The sequence below is a fragment of the Roseomonas sp. WA12 genome (assembly GCF_054165765.1).
The window spans coordinates 3092418-3108437 of record NZ_CM135108.1; the positions used below are offsets into that span (position 1 = coordinate 3092418).

Annotated in this window: 14 protein-coding genes; 3 read left to right on the forward strand and 11 right to left on the reverse strand. The window is 72.2% G+C overall.

Annotation, left to right across the window (positions count from 1 at the left end; genetic code table 11):
* Positions 1 to 6: 6 nt before the first annotated feature.
* The 5 genes from ACVBD7_RS14865 to ACVBD7_RS14885 are packed head-to-tail and all read right to left on the reverse strand — an operon-like array spanning position 7 to position 5644.
* On the reverse strand, positions 7 to 708 hold the full coding sequence (locus tag ACVBD7_RS14865) for an ABC transporter ATP-binding protein (protein WP_458094010.1): 702 nt from the start codon (positions 706 to 708) through the stop codon (positions 7 to 9).
* A gap of 1 nt (position 709) precedes the next feature.
* Complete coding sequence (locus ACVBD7_RS14870) at positions 710 to 1468, reverse strand: ABC transporter ATP-binding protein (protein ID WP_458094011.1); 759 nt, start codon at positions 1466 to 1468, stop codon at positions 710 to 712.
* Positions 1465 to 3306: an ABC transporter permease gene (locus tag ACVBD7_RS14875; RefSeq protein WP_458094012.1), complete on the reverse strand. Its 1842-nt coding sequence runs from the start codon at positions 3304 to 3306 to the stop codon at positions 1465 to 1467. The genes ACVBD7_RS14870 and ACVBD7_RS14875 overlap by 4 nt, the downstream gene beginning before the upstream one ends.
* A gap of 19 nt (positions 3307 to 3325) precedes the next feature.
* Positions 3326 to 4540 carry an ABC transporter substrate-binding protein gene (locus tag ACVBD7_RS14880; protein WP_458094013.1) on the reverse strand — a complete coding sequence of 405 codons (1215 nt, stop codon included), beginning with the start codon at positions 4538 to 4540 and terminating at the stop codon, positions 3326 to 3328.
* 51 nt (positions 4541 to 4591) lie between these two features.
* Positions 4592 to 5644 carry a 2,5-dihydroxypyridine 5,6-dioxygenase gene (locus ACVBD7_RS14885; RefSeq protein ID WP_458094014.1) on the reverse strand — a complete coding sequence of 351 codons (1053 nt, stop codon included), beginning with the start codon at positions 5642 to 5644 and terminating at the stop codon, positions 4592 to 4594.
* 173 nt (positions 5645 to 5817) lie between these two features.
* On the opposite strand from ACVBD7_RS14885, the gene ACVBD7_RS14890 reads away from it, so the two are divergent.
* Positions 5818 to 6432 carry a flavin reductase family protein gene (locus ACVBD7_RS14890; RefSeq protein WP_458094015.1) on the forward strand — a complete coding sequence of 205 codons (615 nt, stop codon included), beginning with the start codon at positions 5818 to 5820 and terminating at the stop codon, positions 6430 to 6432.
* 6 nt (positions 6433 to 6438) lie between these two features.
* Here the strand turns inward: ACVBD7_RS14890 and ACVBD7_RS14895 are convergent, their stop codons facing one another.
* From ACVBD7_RS14895 to ACVBD7_RS14920, 6 genes are all read right to left on the reverse strand, one after another.
* A complete protein-coding gene (locus ACVBD7_RS14895) occupies positions 6439 to 7473 on the reverse strand; it encodes a YeiH family protein (protein ID WP_458094016.1) in 1035 nt (344 codons plus the stop codon).
* Between the two features lie 8 nt (positions 7474 to 7481).
* Positions 7482 to 8126: a uracil phosphoribosyltransferase gene (gene upp / locus ACVBD7_RS14900; protein WP_458094017.1), complete on the reverse strand. Its 645-nt coding sequence runs from the start codon at positions 8124 to 8126 to the stop codon at positions 7482 to 7484.
* A gap of 79 nt (positions 8127 to 8205) precedes the next feature.
* Positions 8206 to 8598 carry a hypothetical protein gene (locus tag ACVBD7_RS14905; protein ID WP_458094018.1) on the reverse strand — a complete coding sequence of 131 codons (393 nt, stop codon included), beginning with the start codon at positions 8596 to 8598 and terminating at the stop codon, positions 8206 to 8208.
* Positions 8599 to 8692: 94 nt separating this feature from the next.
* Positions 8693 to 12964: a chromosome segregation SMC family protein gene (locus ACVBD7_RS14910; RefSeq protein ID WP_458094019.1), complete on the reverse strand. Its 4272-nt coding sequence runs from the start codon at positions 12962 to 12964 to the stop codon at positions 8693 to 8695.
* Entirely contained in the window at positions 12964 to 13596 is a 633-nt protein-coding gene (locus tag ACVBD7_RS14915) for a DsbA family protein (RefSeq protein ID WP_458094020.1), read from the reverse strand. Before ACVBD7_RS14915 ends, ACVBD7_RS14910 begins: the two co-directional genes overlap by 1 nt.
* Before the next feature lie 62 nt (positions 13597 to 13658).
* Positions 13659 to 14273: a DUF721 domain-containing protein gene (locus ACVBD7_RS14920; RefSeq protein ID WP_458094021.1), complete on the reverse strand. Its 615-nt coding sequence runs from the start codon at positions 14271 to 14273 to the stop codon at positions 13659 to 13661.
* Between ACVBD7_RS14920 and ACVBD7_RS14925 the strand changes: the two genes are divergently transcribed.
* Positions 14260 to 15348: an A/G-specific adenine glycosylase gene (locus tag ACVBD7_RS14925; RefSeq protein WP_458094022.1), complete on the forward strand. Its 1089-nt coding sequence runs from the start codon at positions 14260 to 14262 to the stop codon at positions 15346 to 15348. The two genes, ACVBD7_RS14920 and ACVBD7_RS14925, sit on opposite strands and share 14 nt — an antisense overlap.
* Positions 15349 to 15439: 91 nt before the next feature.
* Positions 15440 to 15970: a biotin transporter BioY gene (locus ACVBD7_RS14930; protein ID WP_458094023.1), complete on the forward strand. Its 531-nt coding sequence runs from the start codon at positions 15440 to 15442 to the stop codon at positions 15968 to 15970.
* The last annotated feature ends 50 nt before the right edge of the window (positions 15971 to 16020 follow it).

The window sequence follows — 16020 nt, forward strand, 5'->3', positions numbered from 1 at the left end:
GCCCATTCAAACTGCAAGGTACTGCGTGCGCGCCGCCTCGTCCGCGCGCAGCTCGGCCATGGTGCCGGACCAGACCACCCGGCCCTTCTCCATCACCGTCGCGCTGTCGGCCACGCCGCCGGCGAAATGCAGGTTCTGCTCGGCCAGCAGCACGGTCAGCCCCTCGCCCTTCAGCGCCAGGATGGCAGTGGCCATCTGCTCCACGATCACGGGCGCCAGCCCCTCACTCGGCTCGTCCAGCAGTACTAGGCGCGGGTTGCCCATCAGCGTGCGCGCGATGGTCAGCATCTGCTGCTCGCCGCCGCTCATCCGCCCGCCGGGCCGGTCCCGCATGCGGCCGAGATTGGGGAACAGCTCGAACAGCCGCTCGGGGGTCCAGGGGCGTGTCGCGTCGCGCGCGGGCTGCCGCCCCACCTCCAGGTTCTCCATCACGGTCAGGTCGGCGAAAACGCGCCGGTCCTCCGGCACATAGCCCAGCCCGCGCCGGGCGATCCGGTGAGGCTCCTCGCCCGCGATCTCATGCCCGCCAAAGGTGACATGCCCACTGCTCGGCCGGACCAGCCCGATGATGGACTTCATCGTCGTGCTCTTCCCCGCGCCGTTGCGGCCGAGCAGCACCCGCACCTCGCCCGCGCCGATCTCGAGCGCCATGCCCTGCAGGATGTGCGCCCGGCCGTAATGGGCGTTCAGCTCGCGGACCGACAGCATCCTAATGCCCCCCGCTCGTCGCGCCTGACCCGAGATAGATTTCCCGCACCGCCGGATTCGTGCGGATGGACGCGCCGTCCCCTTCCGCGATCAGCACGCCGCGGTTCAGCACGAGGATGCGGTCGCTCACATCGAAAACCACGTCCATGTCATGCTCGGTGAAAAGCACGGCCACGCCGCGCTCCGTCGCCAGCCGGCGGGTGAGGTGCATCAGCGCCACGCGCTCGGTCGGCGCCATGCCGGCGGTGGGCTCATCCATCAGCAGCAGGCGCGGCGCGTTGCCCAGCGCGATCGCCAGCTCCAGCCGCTTCAGGTCGCCATAGGCCAGCACCCCTGTCGCGCGATCCGCCTGCGCCTTCAGCCCCACCTGGGCCAGCAGCGCATCCGCCTCCGCCGCATGGCGCCCGGCCACGGGTCGCCAGAACTGCCAGATCTCCCGGTTGTGCGAGAGCAGCGCCATCTGCACGTTCTCGCGCACGGTCATCGAGCCGAAGGTGGCCGTGATCTGGAAGGTGCGGCCGACGCCGTGGCGCGCAATGGCGCGTGGCCCCATCCCGGTGATCGCCGCCCCGTCCAGCACCACCGAACCGGTATCCGGCCTGAGCTGCCCGCCCACCATGTTGAAGCAGGTGGACTTCCCCGCCCCGTTCGGCCCGATCAGTGCCAGCATCTCGCCCGGGGCGACGGCGAAAGAAACGTCCGACACAGCCTGCACGCCGCCGAAGGACTTGCTCAGGCCCTGCACGACGAGAACGCTCATGCCTCGCGCCCCCGCAGCCACAGCCGCCGCACGGCGCCCGCGATGCCCTCCGGAAAGGCGACGACGAGGATCACGATCACCGCGCCCAGCACCAGCCGCCACAGATCGGTGGAGCGCACGAGGATATCGGCCAGCCCCGTATAAACAAGCGCGCCGATGATTGGTCCCGCCACCGTCTGCAGCCCACCCAGCAGCACCATCAGCAGCGCCTCCACCGAGTGCGGGATGGAGATATAGGTCGGGAAGATGCCGCCCTTGCCGTAGGAGAAGATAGCCCCCGCCAGCCCGCAGGCCGCGCCCGCAATTACCAGCGCCGCCATTCGCAGTCGCGCGACATCCAGCCCGATGGATTGCGCGCGCGAGGCCGAATCCCGCGCCGCCCGCAGCGCGTAGCCATAGGGCGCGTAGAGAGCCCGCCGCAGCAGCAGGGCCACCGCGACCGCCAGGACCAGCGCGAGCCAGTAGAATACCCGAGGGCTACGCGCCCAATCCGGCGGCCACATCCCCAACAGCCCGTTATCGCCGCCCGTCACCTCCACCCACTGGAAGGAGATGGCCCAGACGATCTGCGCGAAGGCGAGGGTGAGCATGGAGAGATACACGCCCGAGAGCCGCACCACGAACCAGCCGAACAGCGCCGCCACGATCCCGGCGACGATCGGCGCGGCGAGCAGCCCGAGCGGCATCGGCGCGCCCAGCCACTGCATCAGCAACCCCGCCGCATAGGCGCCGATACCGAACCAGGCCGCATGGCCGAAGCTCGCCATTCCGCCCGGCCCCATCATGAAATGCAGGCTGGTGGCGAAGATCACGGCCACGCAAGCATCTGTCAGCACCGTCAGGTAGTAGTCGCCCACCAAAAGCGGCGCGATGGCCGCAACCAGCAGCGCGACCAGCCCCACCGCACGCAACACTGGCGGTGCGGGCCGGATCACCGGCGCGGCCAGGCTCGCTTCCCGCGCTTCCGCTTGCGGCCGGCCCATCAGCCCGTTGGGGCGGAACACCAGCACCACAGCCATCACGAGGAAAACCAGCACCAGCGTGATCTTCGGCACCAGCGCGATCCCGAAGGCCTGCAGGATGCCGATCAGAAGGCTGGCCACGAACGCTCCGGGCAGGCTGCCCAGCCCGCCCACGACCACCACCACGAATGCGTCGGTGATGACGGCGAGGTCGATGTTCAGATTGGCCGAGGAATTCGGCAGCGACAGCGCGCCCCCCAGCCCCGCCAGCCCCGCGCCCAGCGCGAAGACGGTGGTGAACAGCGTGCGCTGGTTCACGCCCAGCGCTGCGACCATTTCCCGGTCCAGCGTCGCGGCGCGAACCAGTGTGCCCCAGCGCGTGCGATTCATCAGCAGCCAGAGCAGTCCCAGCACCACCGGCCCGACGAGGATCAGGATCACGTCGTAGAAAGGAAACCGCCCCCCCGCGACCTCCACGAAGCCTCGCAGCCAGCGCGGGCGAGGCAGCGGCAACTCCACCGCGCCCCAGAGCCACAGAGTCACGTCCTGTAGCACCAGCACGATGCCGAAGGTGGCCAGCAGCTGGAACAGCTCCGGCGCGCGATACACGCGGCGCAGCACCGTCAGCTCCAGCACCGCGCCGATCGCGGCCGTTGCCAGCGCGGTGAGCAGAATGCCCAGCACGAACCACTCCGGCTCACGCGGCAGCCGCGTGATGATGCTCCATCCGATATAGGCGCCGAGCATCATCAGGCTGCCATGCGAGAAGTTCACGATACGGGTGACGCCGAAGATGATCGTCAGCCCGGATGCGACAAGAAACAGCGACGAGGCTCCGGCGAGCCCGGTCAGCAGCTGCGGAAGGATGCTGTCCATGGTCTCGCCGGGGCACCGCCTAGTTTGCGCTCGCGGGGCGCATGCCGCGCACCGCCTCGTCGCCGGGCAGCAGGTCCTTGCCGTCCACATAGCGCCAATCGACCATCACGCCCTCGTTCCGGCGCAGCGCGGTCTTGCCGACATAGACGCCAAGCGTGCCCTGATGATCCACGGCGCGATAGGTCGCCTGCCCTGCCGGCGTGTCGAAGCTCGCACCACGGAAGCCGTCTACCATCCGCTCCGTCTCGGTCGAACCCGCCTTGGCGATGCCGGCCGCGATGGAGTTGATCAGCGCGTAGCCCACCAGGGACCCGCACATCGGCTTGGCGTTGAACTTCGCGCGGTAGGCGGCCGCATAGGCCTTGTGCGCGGGGGTATCGATCGCCTCGCCGGGATAGCCGGTCACGATCCAGCCCTCCGGGGCCTCGTCGCCCAGCGGATCCAGATATTCAGGCTCACCCGTCAGCATGGACACAACGGCGCGGCGCTCGAACAGCCCGCGCGTGTTGCCCTGGCGGACGAAATTGGTCAGGTCCGTCGCGAACAGTACGTTGAAGATGGCCTCCGGCCGTGCCTGCTCCAGCGCCTGCACGGTGGCGCCCGCGTCCACGCGCCCCAGCGCCGGCCACTGCTCCGCGACAAACTGCACGTCCGGCCGCTTGGCCGACAGGAGCTGCTTGAACCACTTCACGGCAGACTGGCCGTACTCGTAGTTCGGCGAGACCGTCACCCAGCGCTTCGCCGGCAGCTTCGCCGCCTCCTCCGCCAGGATCGCCGCCTGCATGTAGGTGGAGGGGCGCAGGCGGAAGGTGTAGCGGTTGCCGCGGTCCCAAACCATCGCATCCGTCAGCGGCTCGCCGCCCACATAGATGCGCTTGTTCTGCGCGGCATACTCACCCAGCGCCAGCCCGACATTGGACAGGAAGGCGCCCGCCAGCACGTCCACTTTCTGGTCGTTGAACAGCTCGCCCGCCAGCCGCACCGCATCCTGCGGGCGCCCCGCATCGTCGCGCGTGATCAGCTCCAGCGGCCGGCCCAGCACGCCGCCCCGCGCGTTGATCCCCTCCACCGCCAGCTGCATCGCGTTGCGATAGGGGAGGGTGAAGGCCGGCTGAGAGGTGTAGCTGTTGATCTCGCCGATGCGCACTGGATTGCTGTTCCCCTGCGCCCGCAGGAGGCCGGGAAGCGCGAGCGTGCCGGTCGCGCCGAGCACAAGGCGCCGTGTCACTTGCATGGTGCTACTCCTGAAGCTGGGTTCGGGGAACGGCCGCAGCGCGGCCGGCAGTCACTCGGCGGCCAGCGCGGCCGCGTCCAGAACCTTGCCGTCCTGCGTCACCATCTCCCCATCCAGCCGCACGGTGCAGCGGCGGAGCGGGATGTCGATATGGCACGGCGTGTTGCGCGTGCCGCCGGCCTCCGTGTTCGGGCCGAGCGAGAACAGGAAATTCCCCGCGAAGGCCCGTGCATCCATCCCGATCGTCTGCTCCCGATCATAGAGCGACAGCACGGACCAGCGCGCCCGATCCTGCAGCCCCCAGCCGATATGCGAAATGGCGTAGGCCTCGGGGTCCTTGAAGCTGTCGATGTAATCCTGCAGCAGCTCCGCATCGAGCCCGCCCTCGAGCTTGGTGACGAAGCCGTCCCTCACCGTCAGCGTGATCTTCTCCGACACATAGGATTTCTGCGGCAGCAGGATGTCGCCTCGGTCGATCACGATGGTGCCGTTGGACTTGCGCTCGTTCGGCCAGGTCGCCAGGAAGCCCGAGGGCCAGTGGTCCCACCGCCCCGGCGCGTCGACGAAGCCGTATTCCTCCAGCAGCGGATACTCCCCCAGCGCGCAGCGCAGGTCGGTCCCGGCAGGGGAGGTGACGTGCATCTCGCGCGCGGCCTTCAGCTTCTCGGCCGCCGCCTTCACGCGCACCTTGTCCGCCATGGTCGGCACCAGCCGCGCCAGCACCTCCGGCGGCTCCACCGCCAGCAGCATTCGCGTGCCGCTCTCCAGGATCTCCCCCTGCTCGGGCGAGAACAGCAGCAGCATCAGGTCGATGACCATGTCGCTCGCCTTCAGCGCCGCCATGCCCGCGGGGTTCCCCGTCAGCGGCGTGTCGCCCACGAAAGCCAGCGCGTCGCGGCTGAGCGAGGCCTCGCCATTCATCGCCGGCAGGTCCAGCCGATTGACGATCGCGCCCATGCCGCGCGCCGCGATCATGGCGGTGGAGAGCGTCTGTGGATGGGTGCTCGGCCCGGTCAGCACCGTCACCACCTCGCCCCGCTTGAGCTGGGACAGCCCGAGCACGGTCTTCCATGCCTCGATCATGTCCGCGTCGCTGATGGCCATCGCGCCGTGCCTTCTCGCTGGAACTAACTGAGCGTACAGTTATGAAATTCGGAAGGGGAAGAGGATTCGACGCCCCTTGCGCGGCCAAAAGGCCGCCGGGATCCCTATTCCGCCCATCTTGCATGCATCCCGCGCGCTGGATGACCATTTCCTGCACAGGACCGGGAGACAGCATGGACCAGCACTTCTACGAGCCCCGGCTCGGCCACGGGCTGGCGCATGATCCGTTCAAGGCGATCATCGCCCCCCGCCCCATCGGCTGGATCACGACGGTCGACGAAGCCGGCCGCGTCAACCTCGCTCCTTACAGCTTCTTCAACGCCTTCAACTCCAACCCGCCGATCGTCGGTTTCGCCAGCGAGGGTCGCAAGGACAGCCTGCGCAACATCGAGGCGACGGGCGAGTTCGTCTGCAACCTCGTCACCCGCCCGCTCGCAGACGCGATGAACCGCAGCAGCATCCCGCTTCCCCCGGGCCAATCGGAGATGGAGCACGCCGGCATTGCCGCCGCCCCCTCCCGCCTCATCCGCCCGCCCCGCGTGGCGGAAACGCCCGCCGCACTCGAATGTCGCCTGCTGCAGGTCGTCACCATGCGCGGCCTGGACGGGCAGGCGCTGGATACGCATCTCGTGCTCGGCCAGGTCGTCGGCGTGCATATCGACCGTGCCTACCTGAAGGACGGCATCTTCGACACCAAGGCGGCCAAGCCCATAGGCCGCTGCGGCTATCGCGGCGACTATGCCGAAATTGGCGAGATGTTCGAGATGATCCGCCCGACCCTTCCCTGAACGGCGCTACGCCACGCCCAGCAGATGGATCAACCCCAGGCTGATCGCGCCCAGCACGAGCAGCGAGAGGACGGCAGCCGCCACCACTCGCCCGCCCGAGCGCGCCACGCTGCGCAGATCCACGCCCAGCCCGAGCGCGGCCATGGATAGGGTGGTGAGCGCCCCCGCCAGCAGCGCGGCGGGCGCCACCAACGCCTCCGGCAGCATCCCCATCGAGCGCAGCGCCGCAAGGCCGAGAAAGCCCAGGATGAACCAGGGCACCAACCGGCTCAGCGGCGGCCGCACCGCGGCAGGTCCGCCGCCCTCCCTGCTCCAGCGCGGCGCCAACAGCGACAGGACCAGCACCACCGGCCCGAGCATCAGCACCCGCACCAGCTTCACCAGCGTACCGAGTTGCACCGCCAGCGCCCCGACCGGCGCAGTGGCCGCCAGCACCTGCGGCACCGCATAGACCACCAGCCCCGCCAGCACCCCGTACTGCCCGAGGCTCAGCCCCAGAACCGGCACGAGCAACGGAAGCAGCAGCACCACTGCAACCCCCAGCACCGCCGTGAAGGCGATGGAGGAGGCCACCTCCTCCCCATCCGCGCCCACCACGGGCGCGACCGCGGCAATGGCCGAGTTGCCGCAGATGGAATTGCCGCAGGCCACCAGCACCGCCACCCGCGCAGGCAGGCCGAACAGGCGTCCGATGCCGTAGCTCGCCAGGATTGCGACGGCGACCACCAGCGAAATGCCCAGAAGAAGCTGCCATCCCGCCGCCAGCACCGTGGCCGCGCTCAATGACGCACCGAGCAGCACGACGGCCACCTCCAGCAGCGTCTTGGCCGCGAAGTCGATTCCCGGCTTCCAGCGCGGCCCCGGGCGCCACGCGGTGCGGATCGCGGCACCGAGCAGGATGGCCAGCACCAGCACCTCCAGCCAGGCGCGGCCGAACAGCGCCGCCTCAAGCCGCGCCAGCGCCAGCGCCACCAGCGTCACGCCGGCACAGAGCAGAAGGCCGGGGACCAGGCCCGGCAGCGTGCGGAACGGGCCAGTCACTGGGCCGGTCACTTCGTGCCGAACAGCCGGTCCCCGGCATCGCCCAGGCCGGGCCGGATATAGGCATGCTCATCCAGCGCCCGATCGACCGAGCAGGCATAGACCGGCACGTCAGGATGCGCCGCGGCCAGAATTGAGAGCCCTTCCGGCACCGCCAGCAGGCAGGCGAAGCGCAGGTTGTTGCACCCGGCCGCCTTCAGCCGGCCCAGCGCGGCCGCGGCCGAATGGCCGGTGGCCAGCATCGGGTCCACCACGATCACCAGCCGCTCCGCCACATCCTCGGGCAGCTTCAGGTAGTACTCCACCGGCCGCTGCGTCGCCGGGTCCCGGTACAGCCCGACATGGCCGACGCGGGCGGAGGGCACGAGGTCCAGCATCCCCGAGGCCAGCCCGTCCCCGGCCCGGAGAATCGAGACGATGCACAGCTTCTTGCCGGCGATGGCGGGCGCCATCATCGGCTCCAGCGGCGTGTCGATCGGCACGCGCTGGATCGGCAGGTCCCGCGTCAGCTCATAGGCCATCAGCAGGCTGATCTCGCGCGCCAGGGACCGGAACTCGCCCGTGGAGGTCTCGCGCCGGCGCATCAGCGTCAGCTTGTGCTGGACCAGCGGGTGGGTGAGGAGGGTCAGCCTGGGGTGCATCGCCTGGTCCATGATACGCCGCCTCTCCTGCCCGCGCCTCTCCCTTAGCGCGGCGCGGCGCCCCGGCGAAGGGCAAGAGGACCGGACGGCGCTAGATACGCAGGATCTGCTGCGACACCTCCAGCCGCGTGTTCATGGTGGCGACCAGCCCCACCTGCTCCCCAAAGCATTGCAGGGACTTATGGGCGCCGGCCGGCAGCGGCACCTGCCGCTCGCGGCAGTACAGGATGAGGGCCGCCGCCAGGTTCGACCCTTCCACCACCACCTCGATCAGCTCCTGCACGGCCGAGGGCGGTGCATCCCTGGTCCGGTCCGGCTGCACGGTGATGCGGAACCGCACATTGCCCCCTGCCCCGTCGGCTTCCGGGCCGCAACGGCTCACTGTCCCGGTCGGCAGGGGGGAGCCGAGGCGTTGATGGTAAAGGCGGATGGCATCAATCACCTCGGCCGGCCGAAACAGGACATGGCGGATTTCGGACGGCATCGGCGCGAGCTCCCCGGGCCTTTCCAGCCCTGGGGAGACCTTACCCGGCCCATCTTGGCCAAAGATGAACGCCCGTGATCGGCGGTGCCGGAGTTCAGGCCGCGCCGGCCTCGGCGAGTTCCACGGCGCGGCCGAGATCCACGGAAAGCAGCCGCGACACCCCGCGCTCCTGCATCGTCACCCCGTACAGCCGGTGCATCCGCCCCATGGTCAGCGGATGGTGGGTGACGACGAGGAATCGCGTGCCGCCCTCCGTCATCGCCTCCAGCAGGTTGCAGAGCCGCTCGACGTTGGCGTCGTCCAGCGGCGCATCCACCTCGTCCAGCACGCAGACCGGGGCGGGCTGGCACTTGAACACCGCGAAGATAAGCGACAGCGCCGTCAGCGCCTGCTCGCCACCCGAGAGCAGCGAGAGCGAGGACAGCTTCTTCCCCGGCGGCTCGGCATAGATCTCAAGCCCCGCCTCCAGGATGTCGTCCGATCCCACCAGCGCCAGATGCGCCCGCCCGCCACCGAACAGCCGCGTGAACAGCGCGCGGAACTCGCCATCCACCCGCTCGAACACGGCGCGCAGCCGCTCCCGTCCCTCGCGGTTCAAATGCCCGATCGAGCCGCGCAGCTTGGCGATCGCGTGGCCGATCTCGTCCCGCTCGCGCTCGAGATTGGCGAGGCGGTCTTCCACCTCCTCCATCTCCACTTCCGCGCGGAGATTGACCGGTCCCATCTCCTCGCGCTCCCGCGCCAGGCGCTCGGCCTTTCGCCGCGCCCTCTCCTCGGCGGCGTCGGACAGGTCCTCGGGCGCCTCGGGCAGCTCCGTATCCGGGCCAAGCCGCTCCATGATGCGCACAGCCACCCCGCGCCCCTCGTCCTCGGCGCGCGCGGCATTGCCATCCGCCCGCGCCTGCGCCTCGCGCGCGGCGGCGAAGGCGGAATCGGCCAGCCGCCGCGCCTCGGCGGCATCCCGCGCCTCCGTCTCGGCCGCGGCCAGCGCGGCGGCGGCCTCGTTATGCGCGGCCTCCACCTCGGCCAGCATCCGCGCGGCACTCGCCAGCAGCGCGGCAGCCTCCTCCGGCGCCTCCGCGGCTGCGGCGGCCTCGATCGCGGCCGCCTCCTGCCGCCCCCGCAGCTCGATCAGGCGCGCGGCCGCATCGGCCCGCCGGCCGGCCCAGGACGCCTCCTCCTCCTCCAGCGCCGTACGCCGAGTGGAAAGCCGCTCGCCCTCGGCTTCCAGCGCCAGCCGCGCTGCACGAGCCTCCGCCTCCTCGCGCCGCGCCTCGGCCAGCGCCGTGCGCGCGGCCTGGGCTTCTGCGCGCGCCTGCTCGGGATCGGTGTTGCCGGCCCCGGCCTCCTCGACCGCAGCCCGGGCTGTCTCTGCTTCCGCCCGCTGCTCGGCCAGCCGCGCGATCTGCGGCTCCAGCGCCGCAAGCCGTCCCTCGGCCGCTGCTGCGCGCGATGCCAGGGCGGATTGCGCGCTGCGGGCCGCATCCAGCCGGTTCTCGGCCGCCCGGCGCGCATTCCGTGCGGCTTCCTCCTCCGCGCTCGCCCCCCGCAGCGCCGCCACGGCCGCATCGCGCGCGGCCCGCGCCGCCGCAGCATCCGGCACGGCGGCCTGGGCCGCCTTCGCGGCTTCGAGCAGCTTCTCCGCCTCGGCGCGCTCCGTTGCAGCCCGTTCCAGGGCCGGCGCCAGCGCGCTCAGCCGGCTGTCGGCCAGGGCCGCGCTGGCCGCGAGGCGCGATGCTTCCTGCCGCGCCCGCCCCAGCCGCGCCTCGGCCTCACGCCGCGTGTTGCGCGCGGCCTGCTCCGCCGCCGAAGCCGCGGCCTCGGCCGTCCTCGCGGCCTCCGCCTCAGCGCGGGCAGTGACCAAAGCGGCCTCGGCCGCATCCCGCGCCGCTTCCCGCGCGCGCAGGCGATTGCGCTGGCGCAGCCGCTCGGCGCCGGCACTCGGTGCACCGGGATTGGCGCCATGCCCGTCCCAGCGCCAGAACCCGCCGCTGCGTGCCACCAGCGCCTGCCCCGGTGCCAGCAAACCCTGCAATTCCGGCCCGCGCGCCTCGTCCTCGATCAGCCCGATCTGCGACAGCGCCCGCGCCAGCTCCGGCGGTGCCTGCACCAGCTCGGCCAGGGGCGTCGCGCCCTCGGGCAGTGATGGCGCCCCATCCAGCGCGGGAAGCACGCGCCAGTGGCGTGGCGCCTTCGGATCGGCCGGCGATTCCAGCCCTTCGCCGAAGGCAGCGCCCAGCGCGGCCTCCAGCCCGGGCGGAACGGCCACGGAATCGAGAATCGGCGCGGACGTGCCGCCATCCCCGGCGCGCAGCAGAGCGGCCAAGCCCTGTGCTTCAGCCGCGGCGCGGGCGCGGGTGGCGCCAGCCTCGGACTCGGCCGTGCGCGCGCGCGAAAGCGCGGCGGCGGCGGCCCCACGGGCCATCTCGGCATCGGTCATCGCCTCGGCGGCGGTCTCGGCAGCGCGGGCAGCCTCGGCCTCCTCGCGGCGCGCGGCCTCCTGACGCTCGGCGGGGATGCAGGCGGCCAGCGCCCCCTCATGCTCGCGCTTCAGCCGCTCATGGCCCTCGGCGGCGCGGCGGGCGCGCTCGGCGGCGGCGCGCGCGGCCTCACGCGCGGCGGCCTCGTCAGCCTCGGCGGCGGCGGCGGCGCGCTTGGCATCGGCCTCGGCGGCGGCGGCGGCGGCGCGCGCCCCCTCGGCGCGCTCGAAATCGGCCCGAGCCGTGGCCAAGGCGGTATCGGCGTTCTCCGCCTCGGTGGCGGCGCTCGACAGCGCCTCGGGCGAGACATTGGCGGCCAGCGCCTTCGCCCGCTCCTCCTCCAGCCGCGCGGTCTCCGCGGCCAGGCGGCGGGCGGTGTTCTCGGCCGCGCGGCGAGCGTCCTGCAGCCGCTCGAAGGCCAGGGCGGCCTCCGACGCGGCCTCGGCCGCGCGCTCGGCCTCCGCCTCGCGCTCGCGGGCGGCATCCTCGGCCAGGGCAAGCCGCTCGGCAGCGGCTTCGGCGCGGGCGGGCATGGCGGCCAGGGCGCCCGCGATCTCCTGCGCCTCGGCCGTCAGCCGCGCCTCGGCCATCTCGGCGTCATGCACCACAGTCGCGGCGTGGTCGTGATCGGCCTGGATCTGCGCGAGGCGCCCCGTCGCGGCATCCAGCGCGGCGCGGGCACGGGCCTCGGCGGCGGCGAGCCCCTCGCCCTCCACCCGGCGGCGCTCCAGCGCGGTGCGGGCATGGGCCTCGGCGGCGCGCGGGCCGGGCAGAGCCATATCGGCGGCATGGGCACGGCGGGTGGCGGCTTCCGCCGCGGCCTCGGCGGCCTTGGTCGCGGCACGCGCGGCCTCCAGCGCGTGACGCGAGGACAGGAGCTGACCCTCGGCGCGGGCGGCGAGCAAGGCCATCCACTCCGCCTCGGCAGCCCGCGTCAGGCCGGAGAGATTGCGGTATCGCGCCGCCTGCCGGGCCTGCTTCTTCAGGCTCTCCCGCTGCGTCTCCAGCTGGGTGCGCAGGTCATCGGCGCGGGTGAGGTTGGTCTCGGCCTGGCGCAGCTTCAACTCCGCCTCGTGCCGGCGGGCGCGAAGGCCGGCTGTTCCCGCCGCCTCCTCCAGCACGCCGCGCCGCTCCTCCGGCTTCGCGCCGATCAGCGCGGAGACCCGCCCCTGGCTGACCATGCCCGAGGCGCGCGCGCCCGAGCCGATATCGGCGAACAGGGTGGCGACGTCGCGCCCGCGCGTCTCCTTCCCGTTGATCCGATAGCCGGTGCCCGAGCCGCGCTCGATGCGGCGCGTGATCTCCAGCTCTGCCACCTCGGCATTCGGTGGCGGGGCAAGGCCCGCGGCCTCCTCCAGGCTCAGCGTCACCTCGGCCTGGTTACGGCCAGGGCGGGAGGAAGTGCCGGCGAAGATGACGTCATCCATCCCCTCGCCGCGCATGTGGCGGGCGTTGGATTCGCCCATGGCCCAGCGCAGGGCCTCCACCACGTTCGACTTGCCGCAGCCATTGGGCCCGACGATGCCCGTCAGCCCCGGCAGCACCTCCACTGTGGTGGCCTCGGCGAAGGACTTGAAGCCGGCGATGCGCAGGCGCGAGAGCGTGGCCGTGCGCGGCTTGCGCGGGCCTTCATCCTCGGCAGGCGACTCCTCGCCAGCCTCGGCCGTGCCCTCAGCAAACACGCCATCGCTGGCCGCCGGGCCGCCCGCATCCGCGGGCGCGGCCGTCGTCGAACCGACAGCCACGGAGTCGGCAGCCGCAGGGGCAGCCCGCGCCTCCCCGGCGGGCGTGCCGATGGGCGCCGGAGCGGCGGGATCGGCCGCCGCCCCTCCCGCCGGGCTCTCCAGGGCCTCCGCCCCGGCCATCTCGACGGGGTTGTTGTCCATCAGCTGCCGGAGACGCCCGCCAGCTCCGCGAAGCGCTCATAGGTCAGGGCGCCAGGGGTCGGGCGGTTGCCGAAGACGAAGGTGGGGGTGGAGGCCACGCTGTGCTCCTGCTGCGCCTTCAGCCGCCCCTCGAGGATGCCGCGCTGCAGCGCCTGGTCGGCCAGCGCCTCGTCCACCTTCGCGCGGGACATGCCCGCAAGTGCCGCGATCTTGGCGATCTCGCCGATGCTGTCCGCACCGCGCGCGAAGGCCCAGCGGTCCTGGGAGGCGAAGAGGGCGCTGATGAACCCCTCGTACCGCTCCGCCGGCAGGGAGCGCGCGACGACCGCGCCGGCCAGGGCGAGCTGGTCCAGCGGGAAGTCCCGCCACACCATCCGCACCTTGCCCGTATCCACCAGCCGCGCCTTCACCTGCGGCCAGGTGTTCTTGTGAAAATCGGCGCAGTGGGAGCAGGTGAGGGAGAAGTACTCGATCACCGTCACCGGCGCCTCCGGCCGGCCGGCCGAGCGGTCGCCCAGCCGCGGATCGGCCGCGGGTGTGCCCGGTGCCGGCGTGCCCTGGGCTTGCACCAGGGAAGGGGCAAGCGCCACGGCGGGGGCGGCGAGGAGGAGGTTGCGGCGGTCGATGGGCATCGGTCCGGAGTTCCGTCCTTGAGGGTGGACCCTGAAAGGGCCTGGTCTTTGGGCGTGTCGGTTCAGCGGGCTCGATAAACCCCGCGGGCCAATCTTGCCAGGGCATCCCGCAGCTCGGGGCTACCAACCGTATCCAGCGCGCCACGAACCGCATCGGGCAGCGGTGCCTCGGCCTGCCGCCGGGCCGCGGGGGGACTGGAAGGGGCCTGCTGCACGAATCGCAGCGTCTCCACCGTCACCGTGCCCAGCGCCGCATTCACCCGGCCGATGAGCTGCGGCGCCAGGTGCTGCAGTTCCATCGCCACGGGGCCGGAGCAGCCAATGGTCAGAGTTCCCCCGGTCAGGCGCTTCGGCACCGTCACCGCCGCGATAGCCGGGCCGACGATGCCCGCCCAGTCCGCCATCAGCAGGGCACCGGCCGGGCTGCGCTTCTTGAAGGCCGGGCGGGTCAGGCGTGGGATGAAGCCGCCGAGCGAGCGCAGGCCGAGATCGGGGCGGCGCGGATCCTCGGGCACGGTGCGCAGAGCAGGCGTGGGTGAGGCTCCCGTGGCGGGCTTGCCGGGCGCGGCACCGGTCGCGGCGCGCCGGCGCGGGGCCGCCGCCCGCCCTGATCCGGTCCCCCGGGGGCTTGCCTCGGCGCCATTCCCGCCCTCCCCTGCCCGCTTGCCCGACGCCATCCCTGCCCCTCCCCCCGCCGGCCCCCTGCTGGCCTGGTATGATCGCCACCGCCGCACCCTGCCCTGGCGAATCGACACGCGCCTGGGCGCCGCGGCGGCCCGGCCCGATCCATACCGCATCTGGCTGTCGGAGGTGATGCTCCAGCAGACCACCGTCGCGGCCGTCGGCCCGCGCTACGCCCAATTCCTGGCGCGCTTCCCGGATGTGCAGGCCCTCGCGGACGCGCCATGGGAGGATGTAGCGGCCGAATGGGCCGGGCTCGGCTACTACGCCCGTGCCCGCAACCTGCACGCGGCGGCCAAGGCGATCGCCGCGCGCGGGGGATTCCCGGATACCGAGGCGGGGCTGCGGGACCTGCCGGGGATCGGCGCCTACACGGCCGCCGCCGTCGCCGCCATCGCCTTCGGCCGCCCGACCGTGCCGGTGGACGGCAATGTGGAGCGGGTGGTGGCTCGGCTGCTGGCCATTCAGGCTCCCCTGCCCGGCGCCCGCCGCCTGATCGGCCCCGCCGCCGCGCGCTTCATGGAACAAGACGAGCCGCGGGTCCGGCCGTCGGATTTCGTCCAGGCGCTGTTCGACCTCGGCGCCACCATCTGCACGCCGCGCCGCCCGGCCTGCGGGATCTGCCCGTGGCGGGGGGATTGCGCCGCGCAGCGCCTGGGCATCCAGGATACCCTTCCGGTGAAGGCGCCCAAATTGGCGCGTGGCCTGAAGCACGGTCTGCATTTCCTGGCCCGCGACCCCGCCGGCCGCTTGCTGCTGCGCCACCGCCCGCCCAAGGGTCTGCTGGGCGGCATGCTGGAAATTCCCGGCGCCCCCTGGCGGGAGGAGTCCTGGTCGCTGGAGCAGGCCCTGCCCCATGCCCCGCTGCCAAGCCTGAATTGGCAACTGCGCCCGGGCATTGCGCGGCACGGCTTCACCCATATGGATCTGGATATGCTGCTGGCGGAGGCAGCTGCGCCGGAGATGCCGGCCCCTCCCGGCGCCACCTGGATGGAGCCGGAGGCGGCGGCGAAGGCCCTGCCCACCGTCATGCGGCGCCTGCTGGCCCTGGCCGCACCCGACAGGGGCTGATCGCACCGGCGCGGTCTGGACGGCCCCGCGCCGGACGTGGCACAGCGAGGGGGCGGAGGCTCTCTCCGCGAGAGATTTGGACGCCGCACAGATGACCGCACCCGCCCTGGACGCCCGCCCGCTGCGCCACGCTGCCATCCGGTTCCTGTCGCTGGCCCTGCTGGGCTCGGCCGTGCTCGCCGCCTCGGCCCAGGTGAGCCTGCCGATGTGGCCGGTGCCGGCGACGCTGCAGACCCTGGCCGTGCTGCTGCTCGGTGCACTGGGCGGATCGCGCCTGGGTGCCGCGGCCGTGCTGCTCTACCTGGCCGAGGGCGCGATGGGCCTGCCGGTCTTCGCCCATGCCACGGGTGGCCCCGCGGTGCTGATGGGCCCGACGGCGGGCTTCCTGCTCGGCTTCGTGGCCTCCGCCTGGATCGCCGGCCTTGCCGGTCGTGGCGCGGCGCGGCAGGCGGCTGTGCTGACCGCCGCGCATCTGGTGGTCTTCATCCCCGGCGTGCTGTGGCTCTCCTCCTTCGTCGGGTTCGAGAAGGCGTGGATGGCCGGCTTCCTGCTGTTCGTGCCGGGCACGGCGGTGAAGACGGCGCTGGCCTTCGCCACCATGCGGGCCCTGCGCCGGGGCTGATCCCCGGGCCGCCTGCGGACACCAACCGCCCGCCCCGGCATCCCGGGGCG

Bases quoted from the DNA above. Each gene is read 5' to 3' on its own strand.
- ACVBD7_RS14890 (WP_458094015.1), top strand. From the start codon at position 5,818: ATGGACCAGCACTTCTACGAGCCCCGGCTCGGCCACGGGCTGGCGCAT.
- ACVBD7_RS14910 (WP_458094019.1), bottom strand. From the start codon at position 12,964: ATGGACAACAACCCCGTCGAGATGGCCGGGGCGGAGGCCCTGGAGAGC.
- ACVBD7_RS14865 (WP_458094010.1), bottom strand. From the start codon at position 708: ATGCTGTCGGTCCGCGAGCTGAACGCCCATTACGGCCGGGCGCACATC.
- upp (WP_458094017.1), bottom strand. From the start codon at position 8,126: ATGGACCAGGCGATGCACCCCAGGCTGACCCTCCTCACCCACCCGCTG.
- ACVBD7_RS14875 (WP_458094012.1), bottom strand. From the start codon at position 3,306: ATGGACAGCATCCTTCCGCAGCTGCTGACCGGGCTCGCCGGAGCCTCG.
- ACVBD7_RS14930 (WP_458094023.1), top strand. From the start codon at position 15,440: ATGACCGCACCCGCCCTGGACGCCCGCCCGCTGCGCCACGCTGCCATC.
- ACVBD7_RS14870 (WP_458094011.1), bottom strand. From the start codon at position 1,468: ATGAGCGTTCTCGTCGTGCAGGGCCTGAGCAAGTCCTTCGGCGGCGTG.
- ACVBD7_RS14905 (WP_458094018.1), bottom strand. From the start codon at position 8,598: ATGCCGTCCGAAATCCGCCATGTCCTGTTTCGGCCGGCCGAGGTGATT.
- ACVBD7_RS14915 (WP_458094020.1), bottom strand. From the start codon at position 13,596: ATGCCCATCGACCGCCGCAACCTCCTCCTCGCCGCCCCCGCCGTGGCG.
- ACVBD7_RS14885 (WP_458094014.1), bottom strand. From the start codon at position 5,644: ATGGCCATCAGCGACGCGGACATGATCGAGGCATGGAAGACCGTGCTC.
- ACVBD7_RS14920 (WP_458094021.1), bottom strand. From the start codon at position 14,273: ATGGCGTCGGGCAAGCGGGCAGGGGAGGGCGGGAATGGCGCCGAGGCA.
- ACVBD7_RS14880 (WP_458094013.1), bottom strand. From the start codon at position 4,540: ATGCAAGTGACACGGCGCCTTGTGCTCGGCGCGACCGGCACGCTCGCG.